The organism is Pseudaeromonas aegiceratis (genome assembly GCF_046254905.1).
Classification (GTDB): Bacteria; Pseudomonadota; Gammaproteobacteria; order Enterobacterales; family Aeromonadaceae; genus Pseudaeromonas; species Pseudaeromonas aegiceratis.
In genome coordinates, this window is record NZ_CP158016.1 from 1793029 (window position 1) to 1809382 (window position 16354).

At 62.2% G+C, this 16354-nt stretch carries 10 protein-coding genes and 1 tRNA gene; 5 read left to right on the plus strand and 6 right to left on the minus strand.

What is annotated here, in order from left to right:
* Window positions 1-41 precede the first annotated feature (41 nt).
* On the minus strand, window positions 42-2018 hold the full coding sequence (locus ABHF91_RS08535; protein WP_409423030.1) for an AAA family ATPase: 1977 nt from the start codon (window positions 2016-2018) through the stop codon (window positions 42-44).
* A 701-nt stretch (window positions 2019-2719) separates the two neighbouring features.
* Between ABHF91_RS08535 and ABHF91_RS08540 the strand changes: the two genes are divergently transcribed.
* Together ABHF91_RS08540 and ABHF91_RS08545 are read left to right on the plus strand one after the other, a co-directional pair.
* Window positions 2720-3481, plus strand: coding sequence for a TSUP family transporter (locus tag ABHF91_RS08540; RefSeq protein ID WP_409423031.1), 762 nt, complete (start codon window positions 2720-2722; stop codon window positions 3479-3481).
* A gap of 262 nt (window positions 3482-3743) precedes the next feature.
* Window positions 3744-5378, plus strand: a complete 1635-nt coding sequence (locus ABHF91_RS08545; RefSeq protein WP_409423032.1) for a DUF2813 domain-containing protein — start codon at window positions 3744-3746, stop codon at window positions 5376-5378.
* On the opposite strand, the gene glgX is transcribed toward ABHF91_RS08545, so the two are convergent.
* Complete coding sequence (glgX, locus tag ABHF91_RS08550; protein WP_409423033.1) at window positions 5379-7457, minus strand: glycogen debranching protein GlgX; 2079 nt, start codon at window positions 7455-7457, stop codon at window positions 5379-5381. It abuts the gene before it with no gap.
* 192 nt (window positions 7458-7649) lie between these two features.
* Between glgX and ABHF91_RS08555 the strand changes: the two genes are divergently transcribed.
* Window positions 7650-7726 (plus strand) — tRNA-Met (locus ABHF91_RS08555).
* Window positions 7727-7796: 70 nt separating this feature from the next.
* Here ABHF91_RS08555 and ABHF91_RS08560 read toward each other — a convergent pair.
* Complete coding sequence (locus ABHF91_RS08560; RefSeq protein ID WP_409423034.1) at window positions 7797-9182, minus strand: aspartate aminotransferase family protein; 1386 nt, start codon at window positions 9180-9182, stop codon at window positions 7797-7799.
* Between the two features lie 225 nt (window positions 9183-9407).
* Here ABHF91_RS08560 and ABHF91_RS08565 point away from each other — a divergent pair, with 225 nt between their 5' ends.
* Window positions 9408-10193: a LuxR C-terminal-related transcriptional regulator gene (locus ABHF91_RS08565; protein WP_409423035.1), complete on the plus strand. Its 786-nt coding sequence runs from the start codon at window positions 9408-9410 to the stop codon at window positions 10191-10193.
* A gap of 63 nt (window positions 10194-10256) precedes the next feature.
* Here the strand turns inward: ABHF91_RS08565 and lon are convergent, their stop codons facing one another.
* Window positions 10257-12653 (minus strand): endopeptidase La, encoded by a 2397-nt coding sequence (lon, locus tag ABHF91_RS08570; protein ID WP_409423036.1) that lies wholly within the window; start codon window positions 12651-12653, stop codon window positions 10257-10259.
* 233 nt (window positions 12654-12886) lie between these two features.
* Between lon and ABHF91_RS08575 the strand changes: the two genes are divergently transcribed.
* Window positions 12887-13318 carry an OmpA family protein gene (locus ABHF91_RS08575; protein ID WP_409423037.1) on the plus strand — a complete coding sequence of 144 codons (432 nt, stop codon included), beginning with the start codon at window positions 12887-12889 and terminating at the stop codon, window positions 13316-13318.
* Here the strand turns inward: ABHF91_RS08575 and ABHF91_RS08580 are convergent.
* Window positions 13308-14576 carry an amidohydrolase gene (locus ABHF91_RS08580; protein ID WP_409423038.1) on the minus strand — a complete coding sequence of 423 codons (1269 nt, stop codon included), beginning with the start codon at window positions 14574-14576 and terminating at the stop codon, window positions 13308-13310. The genes ABHF91_RS08575 and ABHF91_RS08580 overlap by 11 nt on opposite strands.
* Window positions 14577-14729: 153 nt before the next feature.
* A complete protein-coding gene (locus ABHF91_RS08585; RefSeq protein WP_409423039.1) occupies window positions 14730-15824 on the minus strand; it encodes a tyrosine-type recombinase/integrase in 1095 nt (364 codons plus the stop codon).
* Window positions 15825-16354 lie beyond the last annotated feature (530 nt).

Sequence of the window (16354 nt, forward strand, 5' to 3'; positions counted from 1 at the left end):
GGCGCTAATTTAGCGTACAGGTGTTCGCTAAACAACTCCGATCACTTCAGCAGACGGCGCAGCAGGCTGCCCACCAGGCCCAGCTGGCCAGCCGGCGGAATACTGAGTTCATCCAGCCGCAACTGGATGCGGCCAAACAGACTCTGTTCGTCATCCAGATCCCCAGCCACACAGCCGGTCAGCAGCTCCACCGCCTCCGCGACATGCCTTACAGGGTAGATGTGGAACTGACCCTCGGCCACCGCCTGGCGCACCTCCTCCGACAGGATCAGCTGCAACTCGTTGGAGGCGGGGATCAACACGCCCTGTTCGCCGGTGAGCCCCTGGATGTTGCAGACCCGGAAGAAACCTTCGATCTTCTCGTTGAGGCCGCCCACCGGCTGTACGTTGCCAAATTGATCCACGGCCCCGGTCACCGCATAACACTGACGGATGGGTTGCAGGGCCAGGGCGGAGAGCAGAGCACAGAGTCCGGTGAGGGCCGCGCTGTCACCATCGATCTCGTGATAGGACTGCTCAAACACCAGATTGGCTGACAGGGGGGAGGGATTCTCGGCACCAAACTGGGTGGAGAGGTAGCCGTGAATGATCATCATGGCCTTGGCATGAATGTGGCCAGCCAGCTCCGCCTTGCGCTCTATGTCGGCCACATCGCCATCGCCCATGTGCACAGTGGCGGTCAGGCGCACCGGTTCACCGAAGTCATAGGGGTGGCCCATGATCTGAATGACAGACAGACCGTTGATCTGGCCCACCACCTCGCCGCGGGTCTGCAGCATGATCTGGCCATCGACTATGCCCTGATCGGATTGCTCCACTACATAGTTGAGCCGGTACTCCTGCTCGTTCAGCGCCGCCTGGATATGCTCGCCGGTCAAGCAGTCGGCCTGTTCCTCCTTGGCGATGCAGGCGGCCAGTTGCAACAGGCCGGCCAACGGCGGCTCCTCTATGGAGAGCAGTTGCTGGTGTTCACACAGGCGACAGGCAAACCGGGCCACAGCCAAGATGGCATCGCTGTCCAGATCGGCGATCCCCAGCCGTTCACTCAGGCCGCGCAACATGCCCAGAAACAGCGGAAAGTCCTCTTGCAGCGACACCTCGCTCACCAGATCCGTGCGCAGAAACACCCGCTCCGCCATGTCCGGATCCAGGGTGGCAAACTCGGCGATATCCAGAACATTGCCCACCAGGATCAGGCGCAGCTGCAGGGGGGAGGCCTCCGGCTGGAACAGGGGGGTCAGGCCCTGGGCCTCCTTGCTGGGTGTCCAGTCCAGGAAGCCGGTCTCCAGGGCATTGCGCAGCTTGAACCAGAGATCGGGATCCGCCAGTAGCTCTTCGAGGGGGAGGATCAGGAAGCCGCCGTTGGCCTCCCGCAGCAGACCCGGCTCCAGCAGGTGGTGGTGACTGAATACCGAGCCCTGCTCGGTCTGAAAATTGACCGCGCCAAACAGGCTATCCCAGCTGAGATCCCGCCCGTAGATCAGCGGCACATTGTCGCTGGCGTGGTGGATGAGCAGGTTGATCAGCACCGGATGGGTGAAGGTCCCTTCCATGGCCACGTGGGCCGCCAGCAGCGTCAGGTAGTCGGCAATCTTCTGATCCTGATCCTGCTTGCGCAGTATCCGTTGCACCACCTCTTCGGCATCCAGGTGCAACTGCAGGCGACGCAACAGATCCGCCACCAGCTCGCAAAATTCCATACCACTGCCCGGCTTGAGCTTGAGCCAGATGGGTTTGGCGGGATTGCGCAGGTTCTCGGCATAACAGAGATCGAAGCAGTGTCGATTGTCGGCCGCACTGTCATCGATCAGGTGCATCAGCAGCTGTTCATAATCGGCACCGGGGAAGCCCCCCAGCAACATGACATTACAGCGCCGGTCCAGCTGCGCCAGCCGAGCGATGGCGGACGCGGCTCTGGGCTGTGTATCGGCAAAGGAGAGCGGCGCCAGTTCGCTCAGTCGGTCACAGGGCAGGGGCGGAAAGAGGGGGCCTAGCTGTTCTACTTTTAATTCAATCACTTGTGAATAATGTCATGGCAGCGAATAGGATGTCGGCAGTATAACCTATCTCCCTTGCCATCCCTACGCACCGACGGAGAAAAGCCGGCTGCGCCTTCCAATTTGCGGACTGTAATGAAATTACATGAAACCGTCATGTCCCCGCAAAAACGACCAGAAAGTGGTACAAATAATGCGGTTTATCGGGTTGCTTAGGAGCCTTATGTATCTTAATGAAAAAAAAATCCGTAATGAAGTTACATTACGCTGGACAATTATGTGAGCTGGATCAACAATAGCCCCGTTGCCTGATGCTGTGCGAGCAAGGGTGACAGGTAGTGCAGGGATTTGCCAACGCATGGAGGTGTTTATGGATTGTCATGAACTCAAGGCACTGGCACGTAAGCAATCGCGTCTCGGCAAGGCTGAGCGGCTGTTGCAACGGGCTTTCGGTAGTTGCCATGGGCATTTTCGACATGCCTACTTTGACTGAGTTTTTTTGTAGTGTTGCGTTCTTCGTTTATTGTGACAGCAATCTGCGCCGTTGGGCTCACCCCGGGCGGTGCGATTCGTCAGACCTTTTGATGTTTCGTCAGTTTGAGGTAGCCAATGGCTACCTTTTTTTATGCCTAAACAACCGCTTAGCCCTCTCGCTCCGCCGCCACAAACGGAGTAATGTGATCCGTCTCACCCGCTTTCCCGCAAAAAATAGGATTTAGTACATGGAGTTGAGCCTGACCACCCTGGGTCTGTTGTCATTGTGTGGCCTGGCGGCCGGTTTTCTCGACTCCATCGCCGGCGGCGGTGGCCTGCTGACCCTGCCGGCCCTGCTGGCGGCGGGCCTGCCACCGGCCCAGGCGTTGGGGACCAACAAGTTGCAGAGCTCCTTCGGCAGCTGTTCCGCCACCTGGTACTTCGCCCGCCGCGGTTACATCGATTTCAAACAGATGCGCCTGGCCATCGCCCTGACCTTCCTCGGCAGTGCCTGTGGCACCCTGCTGGTACAGCAGCTGGATGCCAGCTTTCTCTCCGGCATCATTCCCTTTTTGCTCATTGCCTTCGCGCTCTATTTCATCTTGTCGCCGCGGGTCGGCGATGAGGACAGCCAGCGCCGGTTAGGGCACCTCGGCTTTGCCTTGGGGCTGGCCATGCCCGTCGGTTTCTATGACGGTTTTTTTGGTCCGGGTACCGGCTCCTTCTTCGCGGTAGGCTTTATCGCCCTGGCGGGCTTTAACATCGCCAAGGCCACGGCCCACAGCAAGCTGCTGAACTTCACCTCCAACTTGGCGGCCCTGATCTTCTTCGCCTTGGGGGGCAAGCTGATCTGGCAGGTGGGACTCTGTATGGCGGTGGGCCAGATGATCGGCGCCCGCTTGGGCTCGCGGCTGGTGGTGCGGCAAGGCGCCAAGCTGATCCGGCCACTGATTGTGCTGACCTCCTTGGTCATGTCCGGCAAATTGCTCTGGCAATACTGGGGTGCTTAAGCAAAATTCACGGTTCTGTCATCTTGGCATGCCAAGCTTGCCTTGCCTCTTGAGCGAGGCAAGCGAACAGGAGCACGCCATGAAACAAAAACGACGCCAACTTCGCCATCGCCACCTGTGGTTCAGCCTCTGGCAATACGAAGCCCAAGTTAACGCCGAAACCGTCTCCACCCTCAGCAAGATCAGCAGTCGCTAATTCCACCCGTTCCTCTGGTGTTCAATCACGGCATTTGCCAACATGAAAGAAAAGGTTGGCAAATGCATGTATCTAGAACGCATTGAGATCCGAGGATTTCGCGGCATCAACCGCCTCTCCCTCCACCTGGATCAGGTGACCGCCCTGATCGGGGAAAATACCTGGGGTAAAACCAGCCTGATGCGGGCACTCTGGTGCCTGCTGGGGCAGGACGAGGTGCCTTACCAGTTTGTTCCCGAGGACTTTCATCGCCCGGCCGATCCTGAGCTGGCCGATGTCGTCCACCTGCAGCTCATCTTAAGCTTCCGCGAACACAGACCCGAGATGAGTCAGCACTCCCATCGCCTGGCGCGACTGGCCGCCGTCTGGGTCAAGCACAAGGATCAGCTGCACCGCATTCACTACCGCGCCGCCGCCGATCTGCAGGCCGATGGCAGTGTGTTGTCGGAACATGGCTTTCTCGACAGCAATGGCCAGCCCCTGCCGCTGGACAACCCCTTGCATCTTATTCAGCTATTGATGCTGATGAATCCGGTGCTGCGGCTGCGGGATAGTCGGGCCAATCGCGGCAACCAGATGGTGGTGGCTGAGGGTCAGCAGCGGCTGATGGACCTGGCCAACACCCTGGCAGAGGATCCCCAATCGGTGCCTAGGGCCGAACTAAAACAGGGCTTTGAGTCGGTCTGCCAGTTGATCTCTCACTATTTCAGCAGTGTGCCGCCCATTCGCTCTCGACCGCGTAGTCAGCGGGACATAGTGATGCGGCCCGCCTCCTTGCGGGGGCTGGGCAGCCTGACGGACCTGGTGCGCTGCCAGGATAATCAGGTGATGCAACTGGCGCTATCCGGCATTGCCGGGGCCATGCTGGCCGCCCGGGGGGACCGGCAGATCGAGGAGGGTGCCCGGCCCATCCTGATCCTGGAAGACCCGGAAAGCCGCTTGCACCCCACCATGCTGGCTCTGGCCTGGGGGCTGCTGGAGCAACTGCCGGGGCAGAAAATCCTCACCACCAACTCGGGGGATCTGCTCACCAGCCTGCCCCTGGGGCAGTTGCGCCGTCTGGTTCGCAATCAGGTGGAGACCCGCTGCTATCAGCTGCATGACGATCACTTCAGTGCCGATGATCTACGACGTATCGCCTTTCACGTGCGCATCAACCGCCCCATGTCCCTGTTTGCCCGCTGCTGGCTGCTGGTGGAGGGGGAGACGGAGATCTGGCTGCTGGCCGAGCTGGCCAACATCTGTGGCTACAGCCTGCGAGCCGAAGGGGTGCGGATCATCGAATACGCCCAGTGCGGCTATGCCCCTCTCATCAAGGTGGCCAAGCAGCTGGGGATAGAGTGGCACCTGATGGCCGATGGCGATCAGGCTGGCGAGAAGTACATCACGGGGGCGCGGGCCTTGCTGCACGGCGACCGGGAGCGTGAGCGGCTCACCGGCCTGCATGAGCGGGACATAGAACACTTCCTGTTTATGAACGGCTTTGAGTCTGTATTCCGCCGGGAGGCCAAGATAGGTCCCCGGCAAAGCTGCTCCCCCCACAAGATCATCGACAAGGCCATCCGCCACCGCAGCAAACCCGGGCTGGCGCTGGCGGTGGTAGAAGAGGCCGAGAACCTGGGACCGGAGAGCATTCCGCCACTGCTGCGACAGATGTTCGCCCGGGTGGTGGCCCTGGCCCGCGGCCAGGGCGAGTGGTGATCAGGCATCAAACGGCAGTTGGCCGCAGACAAACAGGCACAGGGAGCGTGACGCGGCCCGGTAGCTCTTGGCCTGCAGCGGCAGGGGTTCCCCCATGGGGATGATGTCCATGGGACTGGGTTGGGCCGTGTCGATGATCCGCTGCCAATGGCCTTCGATACCCAGGGGCGGCAGGGGCAGATTGAACAGCAAGGGCTCCCAGTAGGCATTGAAGATGACGTAGATGGCCATCTTCTGCTCCAGTGAGATGGCGGAAAAGGCCAGGGCATGGGAGTGGGCACCCCAGTCTGGAGTATGGGCCTGCACCCCATGCCAGGAAAATTCCGCCCGTTGCAGTATCTCGGTCAGGGCCACCGGCAGGGCATCATGCCGGTCGTGGTGGAACAGGAACCGCCGGTAGCGGATGAGCTCTTGCGTGTAGCGCAACATGTCGAAAGACAGGGGGCCCCACTCCCAGTTCATCCAGCTGATGGGATTGTTCTGGCAATAGGCGTTGTTGTTGCCCTGCTGACTGCGCAACACCTCGTCCCCCATCAGCAGCATGGGGGTGCCGATGGAGAGCAGGGTGCAGGTGAGCAGATTCTTGCATTGCCGCAGCCGCAGGCCGTTGAGTGTCGTGTCCTGACTGGGGCCTTCGGCGCCGTGGTTCCAGCTGTGGTTGTCATTCTGCCCATCCCGGTTATGCTCGCCGTTCATCCTGTTGTGCTTGTGGTTGTAACTCACCAGATCCCACAGGGTGAAGCCGTCGTGGCAGGTGACGAAGTTGATGCTCTTCTCCGGATCCGCGTGGTTGTACTGGTAAATGTCCGGGCTGCCGCTGATGCGGTGGGCAAAATTGCGTACCGTGTCCTCCTCGCCCTTGATGAAGCGCCGCACATCGTCCCGGAACTGGCCATTCCATTCCCGCCAGCGCGACCCGGCCAGTGACCCCACTTGATAGAGACCGCCGGCATCCCAGGCCTCGGCGATGAGCTTGCAGTTGGCCAGCACGGGGTCGGTATCGATGGCCAGCAGGGTCGGGGGATTCACCTGTGGGTTGCCCGCCTCGTCCCGGGAGAGGATAGAGGCCAAATCGAAGCGGAAACCATCCACATGCAGGTATTCCCGCCAGTAGCGCAGACTGTCGATGATGAGGCGCTTGGTCACCGGGTGTGAGCCGTTCAGGGTGTTGCCGCAGCCCGAATAGTTGGTGGAGCGGCGATGTAGGGGGTCGAGAATGTAATAGGCCTCATGGTCGATGCCGCGAAAGCAGATGAGGGGACCATGATCGTCCCCCTCGGCCGTGTGGTTGTACACCACATCCAGGATCACCTCGATATCGGCGCGGTGCAGCGCCTTGACCATGTCCCGAAACTCGTTGATCGCCGCCTTGCGCCCAGTGTGGCAGGCATAACCCGTATGGGGGGCAAAGAAGGAGAGGGGGCTGTAGCCCCAGTAGTTGTCCAGGCCATGGGGGGCATCCTGGGGATCGAACTGAAAGACCGGCAACAGCTCCACCGCGGTGATCCCCAGCGCCTTGAGGTAGGGGATCTTGTCGATGACCCCGGCATAGGTGCCCCGCCTACCAGGGGGGACGCCGGCACTGGGATCCCGGGTAAAGCCCCCCACATGCAGCTCGTAGATGATGGAGCGGGAGAGGGGATGCTCGGGCGCCTCGTCACCCTCCCAGTCGTACCCCTCCAGGCTGACCACCACGCTCTTGGCACACTGGGCGGTATTGCTACCCGGCCGACTGGCGGCCCAGCGATCGTACTGCTGCCCCAGCACTACCTCGCGGCCATAGGGATCCAGCAGCACCTTCTCGGGATCGAAACAGGTGCCCTCGTAGGGCCGCCAGGGCCCATTGATCCGCCAACCGTAGATCTGCCCATCGCCGATGCCGGCCACATGGATGTGCCAGTAGTAGGCGGTGCGATGAATATGAGGGTCCAGGGGGATCACCTGGGGGTTGGCATCATCGGCATGGGCAAACAGCAGCAACTCCACCTCGCTGGCCAACCGCGCCCAGAGGGCAAAGTTGACGCCGCTCTCATCCAGGCTGGCACCCAACTGATTGCAATGGCCGCGTGAACAATTCATCCCACACTCTCCTTGGCCGGACGGGCTTACCTGCAAGTGTAGTCGGCACAGCGGGATCAGCCGCTCACCCAACGACGCTGGTGAAAATAACGCCACATGGCGCACTTTTTCGGCAATTAATGCTAGTTTGCGGCTATTTGCCAAATAGTTATTGCAATGACAGGCCAGATGACTAGAATGCGCAGCATCAGACGCGGGGTGGAGCAGCATGGTAGCTCGTCGGGCTCATAACCCGAAGGTCGTAGGTTCAAATCCTGCCCCCGCAACCAAATAGAAAGCAAAAAAGGCCAGCAGAAATGCTGGCCTTTTTTGTTTCCAGATGCCCGGTTCGGCAGGGCGTCACACCAGGCCGAGCTCTTGGGCGGTGCGATCCACGGCCCGCTTGGTCTTGGCGATCAACTCGTCGATCTCGCCGTGGCTGATCACCAGGGCCGGCGCCATTATCATGCGGCCCAGGGTGGAGCGGATGATGACGCCCTCCTCGAAGCCGAGGCGGTGGCAGCGCCAGGTGATGTCACTTTCGTTGGCGAAACGCCGGCGCGTCGCCTTGTCCTGGCAAAACTGCAGCGCGGCCACCAGGCCGGTGCCTTGGATTTCCCCCACCAGGGGGTGACGGTCAAACACCTCCCGCAGGCAGGCCTGCAAATAGGGGCCGGTGTCTGTCTTGACGCGGCTCACTATGCCTTCGCCCTGCAGGGCGTCCAGGTTGGCCAGCGCCACCGCGGCGGCCACCGGGTGGCCGGCGTAGGTCAGACCGTGGGCAAACACGCCGCCGTGCTCCACCAGCGCCTCGCCGAGCCGGCGTGACAAGACCAGGCCCCCCATGGGGATGTAACCTGAGGTCAGCCCCTTGGCGATGCTGATGGTGTCCGGCTGAAAGCCGAAATGCTCATGGGCGAACCATTCGCCGGTGCGGCCAAAGCCGCCGATCACCTCGTCGGCGCACAGCAATACGTCGTACTGGCGGCAGATGCGCTGGATTTCCGGCCAGTAGCTCTGTGGCGGGAAGATCATGCCGCCGGCCCCCTGAAACGGTTCGGCCACGAAGGCGGCGACCTTCTCGGCACCCAGCGCCAGTATCTTGTCTTCAAGCTCCTGGGCACAGCGACGGCCAAATTCCTCCGGGCTCAACTGGCCGCCATGGGCATACCAGTAGGGCTCGCCGATGTGCACCACGTTCGGGATCGGCAGATCCCCCATCTCGTGCATGAACTGCATCCCCCCCAGGCTGGCGCTCCCCACGGTGGAGCCGTGGTAGCCGTTGTGGCGGCCGATGAAGATTTTCTTGTTCGGCTGCCCCATCAGATCCCAGTAACGGCGCACCGTGCGGATCAGCACCTCGTTGGCCTCCGAGCCAGAGTTGGTGTAGATCACGTGACTGTAGCCAGCGGGCAGCAGGGAGAACAGCCGCTCCGACAGTGCATTCACCGCCGGATGGGTGGTGTGGAAGAAGGTGTTGTAGTAGCTAAGCTGCTCCAGCTGGCGGGTGGCGGCCGCCACCAAATCCTGCCGACCATAACCGATATTGGTGCACCAGAGGCCGGACATGCCGTCCAGATACTGGTTGCCATCGTTGTCCCACAGGTAGACCCCCTGGCCCCTGGCCATCACCCGCGGGCCATCCAGGTTCAGGGTCTTCTGATCCAAAAAGGCATTGATGTGGTGGGCGGCGTCCAGCTGCTGGTAGTCGCGGGTGCTGCGTTTATCCTTTTGTGCTGTGGTCATGCTACAAGCCTCGTCAGCGGATGATCGGATTGTGGGCCTAAGTCCCGGTGAAGCAATCGGGCCACGGCGACAGGCCATCAGCCTGCCCTGGGCGGTGAATGCGGCGCAATTGCTGCTGGTGGCGCCGCGGCTGCTCAGGCCATACTAGAGGGCCCCCGGCGGCACGGACATCCCACGGAAACGTTAGTGCCAGGGGGCGGGATAACCTTTACGGGGTAGGGACAGATGCAGTTGAACGTGGCGGATCTGGCATTTCACCAGCGGCTTGGCCGCTTATTGGATGGCATAGAGGAGGAGGCCTTCTGGCCGCAGCTGGCGTCATTTCTGGGTGAACGGCTGGCCTTTGATTCTTGGGTGGCTGTGCTGTTTCGGCCGGAGGCGCCGCCGCTGGTGCTGGCGGATCACGGGGTCAACTACGCACCGGGCAACCTGTTTGCCGATTACCTGAACGGCCTGTATCTGCTGGATCCCTTCCACAGCTTCGCCTTGAAATCTCCGGCCGCCGGTGTCTATCGGCTGGAGGAGGTGGCGCCGGACAACTTCCGTGACACCGAGTACTGTCGGCGCTACTTCTCCCGCAATGTGGTGACGGACGAACTGCAGTTCCTGCTGCCGTTGCCCCAGGGCACCCTATCCCTGGCCTTGGGCAGTCAGCGACGCTTCAGCGACGCCGAGCTCGGGGTCTGCCACCTGTTTGCCCCCTGGCTGCTGCCGATGCTGCGTCTGGCCCTGCGGCAGGCACCGATCCAGGATGAGGCCCCTAACCCAAGCCGCCGCCAGTTGGAAGCGGCGTTACGCGCACGGGGGACGCCGGCGCTGACCAAGCGTGAGGTTGAGGTGGCGCTCTTGGTGCTGGGCGGTCACTCCACCAAGGGGGTGGCCCGGGAGCTGGACATCTCCCTGGAAACCGCCAAGGTGCACCGGCGTAACCTCTACGCCAAGCTGGGGGTCTGCAGCCAGGCGGCCCTGTTCCTGCTGTTTGCCGAGCTGCGCGCGGCGGTGCCGGCGTGAGCCTCAGCCGCGCATACAGATGACAAGGCCTCCCTCAGGAGGCCTTGTCGTTGCGGCAGTGTCTTAGCCGGCGGGGCCAAACAGCAGCCGCGCCACCTCCTTGTACTGGCGGGCAAAGTGGAAGGTCAGCCCCTCCTTGACGTAATCCGGCAGCTCCTCCACCTCGCCCCGGTTAGCCTCGGGCACGATGAGCTGATGGATCCCCTGGCGCTTGGCGGCGATGGCCTTCTCCCGCACGCCGCCGATGGGCAGCACGTGCCCCGTCAGGGTCAGCTCGCCGGTCAGGGCGAAATCCTTGTTGGGCGCCTTGCCCAGGGCCAGCGAGAGCAGGCTGCTGGCCATGGTGATGCCGGCGCTGGGGCCGTCCTTAGGGGTGGCCCCTTCCGGGACATGCAGGTGGACGAAGGCCTGCTCGAAGAAGTGGCGGTCGGCACCCAGCTCCTTCAGGTTGGCGTTGATATAGCTGTAGGCCAGCTCCGCCGACTCCTTCATCACATCCCCCAACTGCCCGGTCAGCTTGAAGCCGCGGCTCTGCTGGTGCACCACGCTGGCCTCCACCGGCAGGGTGGCGCCGCCCAGGGAGGTCCAGGCCAGCCCCGTGATGATGCCCACACCGCTTAAGGCCTTCTCCTTGCGAAACAGCGGCGCCCCCAGGAGTTCCGGGATATCTGACGCCTTGAGCCTCAGCACCAGCTCGGGATCCTCCAGCAGGCGCACCACCGACTTGCGGATGAGCTTGGCGATCTGCTTCTCCAGGTTGCGCACCCCGGCCTCCCGGGCATAACCCTCGGTGAGCAGGCGCAGGGCCCCTTCGCTGATGGTGAGCCGACGCTTGTCGACCCCGGCGCGCGCCAGCTGGCGCGGCCACAGGTGGTGGCGGGCGATGGCCAGCTTCTCCTGGGCCAGGTAGCCGGAGAGGCGGATGACGTCCATGCGGTCAAGCAAGGGCGCCGGGATCGAGTCCAGGGTATTGGCGGTACAGATGAACAGGCACTTGGAGAGATCGAGCCGCAGATCCAGGTAGTGATCGAGGAAGTTGACGTTCTGCTCCGGATCCAGCGTCTCCAGCAGGGCCGAGGCCGGATCCCCCTGGTGGCTGATCCCCAGCTTGTCGATCTCGTCCAGCATGATGAGGGGGTTCATCACCTTGCACTCCTTCAAGGCGTGTACCAGCTTGCCGGGCAGGGCACCGATATAGGTGCGTCTGTGGCCCTTGATCTCCGCCTCATCCCGCATGCCCCCCACGCTGAAACGGTAGAAGGGGCGGCCCATGGCGGCGGCGATGGAGCGGCCGATGGAGGTCTTGCCCACCCCGGGAGGGCCGATCAGCAGCATGATGGCGCCGCTGACATCCTTCTTGTAGGCCCCCACCGCCAGAAACTCGATGATCCTGTCCTTCACGTCCGCCAGGCCGTCGTGGTCCCGATCCAGGATGCGTCTGGCCTGTTTGAGGTCAATCTTGTCCAGGTGATACTGACCCCAGGGCACCTGGGTGATCCACTCCAGGTAGTTGCGGGTCACCGCATATTCCGGGGAGCCGTTCTCCAGGATCTTCAGCTTGTTGAGTTCCTCCTCCACCCGGGCGTTGACCTCGTCCGGCACCGTCAGGGCCGCCAGCCGGTTGCGGAACATCTCCATCTCGGCGGTCTTGTCATCCTTCTGCAGCCCCAGCTCCTTCTGGATCACCTTGAGCTGCTCGCGCAAGAAGAACTCCCGCTGGCGGTCGTTGATGCTGCGGTTGACCTCGTCGCGGATCTTGTTCTGCAGCTGGGCCACCTCTATCTCTTTTTTCAAGAGCGCCAGCACCTTGGTCAGTCGAGGCAGCAGGGCAGGGGTGTCCAGTATCTCCTGCAGCTCTTCGCCCTTGGCGGTGGTGATGGCGGCGCCGCAATCGGCCAGGGGAGAGGGATCGTTGGGGTTGAAGCGGTTGAGGTATTGCTTGAGCTCCTCGCTGTAGAGGGGGTTGATGGGCAGCAGCTCCTTGATGGCGGTGATCACCGCCATGGCATAGGCCTTCACCTCGGTCTCGCTGCCGGGGGCCACCTCCGACTCCAGGTACGTCACCTCCACCAGGTAGGGCGGCTGCTTGCTGAGCCAGTTGCTGATGGCCACCCGCTGGATGCCCTCGGCGACAAACTGGATCTGATCGCCATCTGTGCTGGCCTGCAGGATGCGCACCACGCAGCCGGTGCGCGGCATGATGTCGTACAGGGGATGCTGGGCATCCTCCTCCTCATCCACCCGAAACAGGGCCACCATCTTGTGGGGTGTCTTGGCCACCCGCTCCAGGGTCTTGGCCCAGGGATCGGCCTGAATTTGTACCGGGAGAATTTGCGCCGGCAAGAAGGGCCGGCCGTAGACGGGAATGATATGAAGCTGGCTGGGACGCTCCTGTCCCGGCAGGATTAGACCTGTGACTTCACCCTCTACCGGGGTGCTTTCATCTTGTGGATCACGCATCAGGGAACCCCCATAAAGCTGTCGACAAACTATGAAAAGGACACTGAAATAGATGGGGATAGACGGGGGCCAATACAAGGCGTTTAATCTAGGCAGCTTGACGATGGCCCTGGCTATCGCTGCCCTTAGAGCTTAAATCACCCCAGGTTTTCGAGGCCAACTTTATGAATAATCGACGTTATTTTTTGATAACTGCGGCAGCGTTCAGCCTGGGAGCCCAGGCAGCGGGAGGCTTGGGTAGCGAAGCGTATGTCCTGTGGCAGGATCCGCCCTTCGTCAGCTCGGTACCGGCGCGCTGCGATGGGCTGGGGCAAAGCGCCGATGGCAGTGCCATCACCATGGTGCCGGTGCATTTTGCGGTGGACAGAAGCGAGCTGGATACGGCGGCCAGAGCGACTCTGGACTGCGTCGCCCAGGCCGCCATCGGCCAGGATTACCGGCTGCAGATCACCGGCCACACCGACAGCCGCGCCACTGAGGCCTACAACCTGACGCTGGGGTCCACCCGGGCTCAGGCGGTGGCCTATTACCTGATAGGCCAGGGGGTGGATCCCAGCCTATTGGACCTGCAGACCGCCGGCGAGAGTCAGCCGGTGGCCAACAACAACCGTTCCTATGGTCGCCAGCTTAACCGCCGGGTGGCCGTCGTCACCCTCAGTCGCTGATCTCGGCCGGCGGCTGTAAGGCCGCCTCAAACAGCGCCTCCAGCAGGGATACCCCCTGCACCATGGCCGTCTCGTCAAAATCGAAGCCATGATGGTGGTGACCCGCCGCCAGATTGGCGCCGATCACCAGATAGGCCGCCTCACCGCCGCGCTTTTGCACCCGTTCCAGCATGTAGCCGGCGTCGTCGCTGGCGCCAAAGGGACGACTGTGGATCACGTGAAAGCCGAGCCGGTCGGCACTGACGGTGACGCTGTGCACCAGGCGCGGGCTGTTCTCAATGGAGACGGCTTCCCCCTGTTTGCGAATGCGAAAATCCACGCCATAGCTGCGGGCGCAGCCCTCTACGATCTGCTGCACCCGACCGAACATGTAGTCGTTGAGCTGGGCGCTGGCGCCGCGGGTTTCGCCTTCCAACAGGGCGAAGCTGGGGATGACGTTGCGCTCGGCGCCGGCGTTCAGGGTGCCGATGTTGAGCCGGGTCAGGCCATCTCGGTGGCGGGGAATGCCCAGCATCTGGCTCACCGCCTGACAGGCGGCCGCCAGGGCATTGGCACCGGCGTTGGGCTCCAGCCCCGCATGGGCCGGCGTGCCGTGAAACTCCACGTCGAACTTGGTGGAACTCAGGAAGCCGGTGGGGGCCACCACTATCTCGCCGCTGCCGGCATGGATCCCCAGGTGGATGGCATAGAGGATGTCCACGTCATCCAGCTGGCCGCCCTGGGCCATGGCCTTGCCACCCCGGCAGCCTTCCTCGGCCGGTTGGAAGAACAGCTTGATCTTGCCGGACAGCGCCTCACGCCGCTGGGCCAGCAGCTGACCCAGCACCAGGCCCATGGCGGCATGGCCGTCGTGGCCACAGGCATGCATGCACTGGGGATTGAGCGAGGCAAAGCCCTGCTGATCCGGCAGATGCCGGGGATCCTGACTCTCCTGCACCTTGACCGCATCCAGATCCACCCGCAGCGCCACACAGGGGCCGGGGCGTCCGGTATCCAGCACGGCCACCAGGCCCGTCAGGCTGGAAGCCTCCAGCCATTCCTGGGGCGCCCCCTGTGCGGCGGCCCTGGCCTTCTCCTTGGCTTCGTCGATCTGCCGGCCCATGACGGCGGCGGCGGAGAGCACCCTGTCACCCAACAATATCTGGTAACCACAGGCCGACAGCGCGGCGGCGATCAGGCTGGTGGTGCGGTATTCACACCAGCCTGGCTCGGGGAAATGGTGAAAATCGCGGCGCCAGTGGCGCAGTTGTTCAAGCATGATGGGATCCTTGTGCATGGGCCGCGAAAGCGGGGCCCAAATCTGTGTCCGTCAGTCTAAGAGCTGCCACCTGGCATGACAAGTCATACTCGGCCGCAGCATGGATATAAATTACTGATAAAACAGCATGTTAAATGTCACTGGCCGGGTCGGTTACAGCCCCTTGTGCCGGGCACTCTCGTAACGCTCGGTCCGGGAGGCCGTGATATAGCGGGAGGTGACGCCGATATCCTGGTGACCGGCGTCGGCCATAACATGGTGCAGTGCCCGGCCTTTTTCCAGATCGGCGCTGATGCCGGTGTGACGCAGGGAGTGGACCGTCATGGTGCGCAACTCGGCGGCATCCTGGTCACGGCCATCCTGCATCAACCGTTCTGCGGTGGCCTGATAGACCCGCTCCACCTCCTCGCGAATGGCGTTGATGCCCAGGTTGGCGTTGAGATTCTTGCTGTCGCGGCCATGCTGCGCCGGTTTATGGCGTACCAGCAGCGGGATCTGCTCATTGGGGGAGGGCAGCTCCGTCAGCCCCAGAAACTGGCGATAGCGACGCAGGGCGGCCAGCAGGGCATCGCTGACCGCCACGGTTCTGGCCTTGCCGTTCTTCGACTGAGGGATGAAGAAGCCCCAGGTCTCGTTGTGCTTGTCCCGCCTAATCTGGGACATCACGGGGGCGTAGCCAGGGCGCGCCGAGATCTCCGAGATGCGGGCATAGGTGGAGAACAGCAAGATCACCAGGAAGCGGGTCCGCTCATGGCGGGCGGGATCCGCGGCGGCCAGCTCGTCCAGGGTCGCCAGCAGGTAGCTCAGCTGCAGCGGGCTCAGGGCCTTGATCTCCTCATCCGACTCGGACTGCAAGGGGCTCTCCTTCAGGCGACCGCGCCGCATGGCCAGGGCCGCCGGATTGCGATCGCAATACTCCTCGTCGTTGAGAAACTGGTAATAGGAGGAGAGCACCGCCAGCTGGTTTTTGGTGGCGGACGCCTTGCGCTGATAGGCCTGGGTGCCCGCCGGCAGCAGGCTCTGCTTGGGGGTGCGGTTGACGAAGGGCCGCCACAGGGGGTTGGGCACCCGCAGCCCCAGCCCCTTGTCGCTGAGAAAATGCGGCCGCTGGGCGTTGCCGATGAGGGGTAGGGGAGGCTGGTGGCACCACTGAATAAACTGCTGCATCTGCCGGCGGGTGACATCCGCCAGGCGCAGACCCTGCAGAACCGGCGTCGTCCACCCGGGTGGCGGTGAGGTGACTGACATGGGCGTTAATAAAGCCATTGGCCTCGTGCAAGCGCTCCAGGGATTCGAAATACGGCAGATAGGGCGGAAGTAAAATATCGTTGTTATTCATGATGATAAATAGAAATGATGCCGGTGCGGCATCTTAGCGCCGGCATGCCGAGGGCTTCAAGTCCGACTTTCCTATAAGTCGGAGTTGGCAAGGGGCGGCCCGCCGCCTTGCAGGGCACCTGGATTTTCGCCTTGCCGACACGGCACGTTTGCAACCACCAGAGCAACAAGAGCAACCAGATATCCCATCACCTACAGGCGGCCAGGTACACCTTGGCCGTCATCCATTTCCAGATGGCCAGCGACGCCAACCATCGGCACGCTGGCAAGCCCAATCGAGTGCTTAGGCGAATACCCAAACCGTAAGATGGCCAATGCTGGCGAATCAAAGCATTGGCCGCTCAAACCGCCAGCGCACGGCACAAGCGACATGGCCGACCACATTAAACAAAACACAAGGCGCAGCACATGCAACAGCGTCACGGTACGGCGTCAGCCAG

Excerpts from the sequence above, each read along its gene's own strand:
- ABHF91_RS08540 (WP_409423031.1), top strand. The coding sequence starts at position 2,720 with ATGGAGTTGAGCCTGACCACCCTGGGTCTGTTGTCATTGTGTGGCCTG.
- ABHF91_RS08545 (WP_409423032.1), top strand. The coding sequence starts at position 3,744 with ATGTATCTAGAACGCATTGAGATCCGAGGATTTCGCGGCATCAACCGC.
- glgX (WP_409423033.1), bottom strand. The coding sequence starts at position 7,457 with ATGAATTGTTCACGCGGCCATTGCAATCAGTTGGGTGCCAGCCTGGAT.
- ABHF91_RS08560 (WP_409423034.1), bottom strand. The coding sequence starts at position 9,182 with ATGACCACAGCACAAAAGGATAAACGCAGCACCCGCGACTACCAGCAG.
- ABHF91_RS08565 (WP_409423035.1), top strand. The coding sequence starts at position 9,408 with ATGCAGTTGAACGTGGCGGATCTGGCATTTCACCAGCGGCTTGGCCGC.
- lon (WP_409423036.1), bottom strand. The coding sequence starts at position 12,653 with ATGCGTGATCCACAAGATGAAAGCACCCCGGTAGAGGGTGAAGTCACA.
- ABHF91_RS08580 (WP_409423038.1), bottom strand. The coding sequence starts at position 14,576 with ATGCTTGAACAACTGCGCCACTGGCGCCGCGATTTTCACCATTTCCCC.
- ABHF91_RS08585 (WP_409423039.1), bottom strand. The coding sequence starts at position 15,824 with ATGTCAGTCACCTCACCGCCACCCGGGTGGACGACGCCGGTTCTGCAG.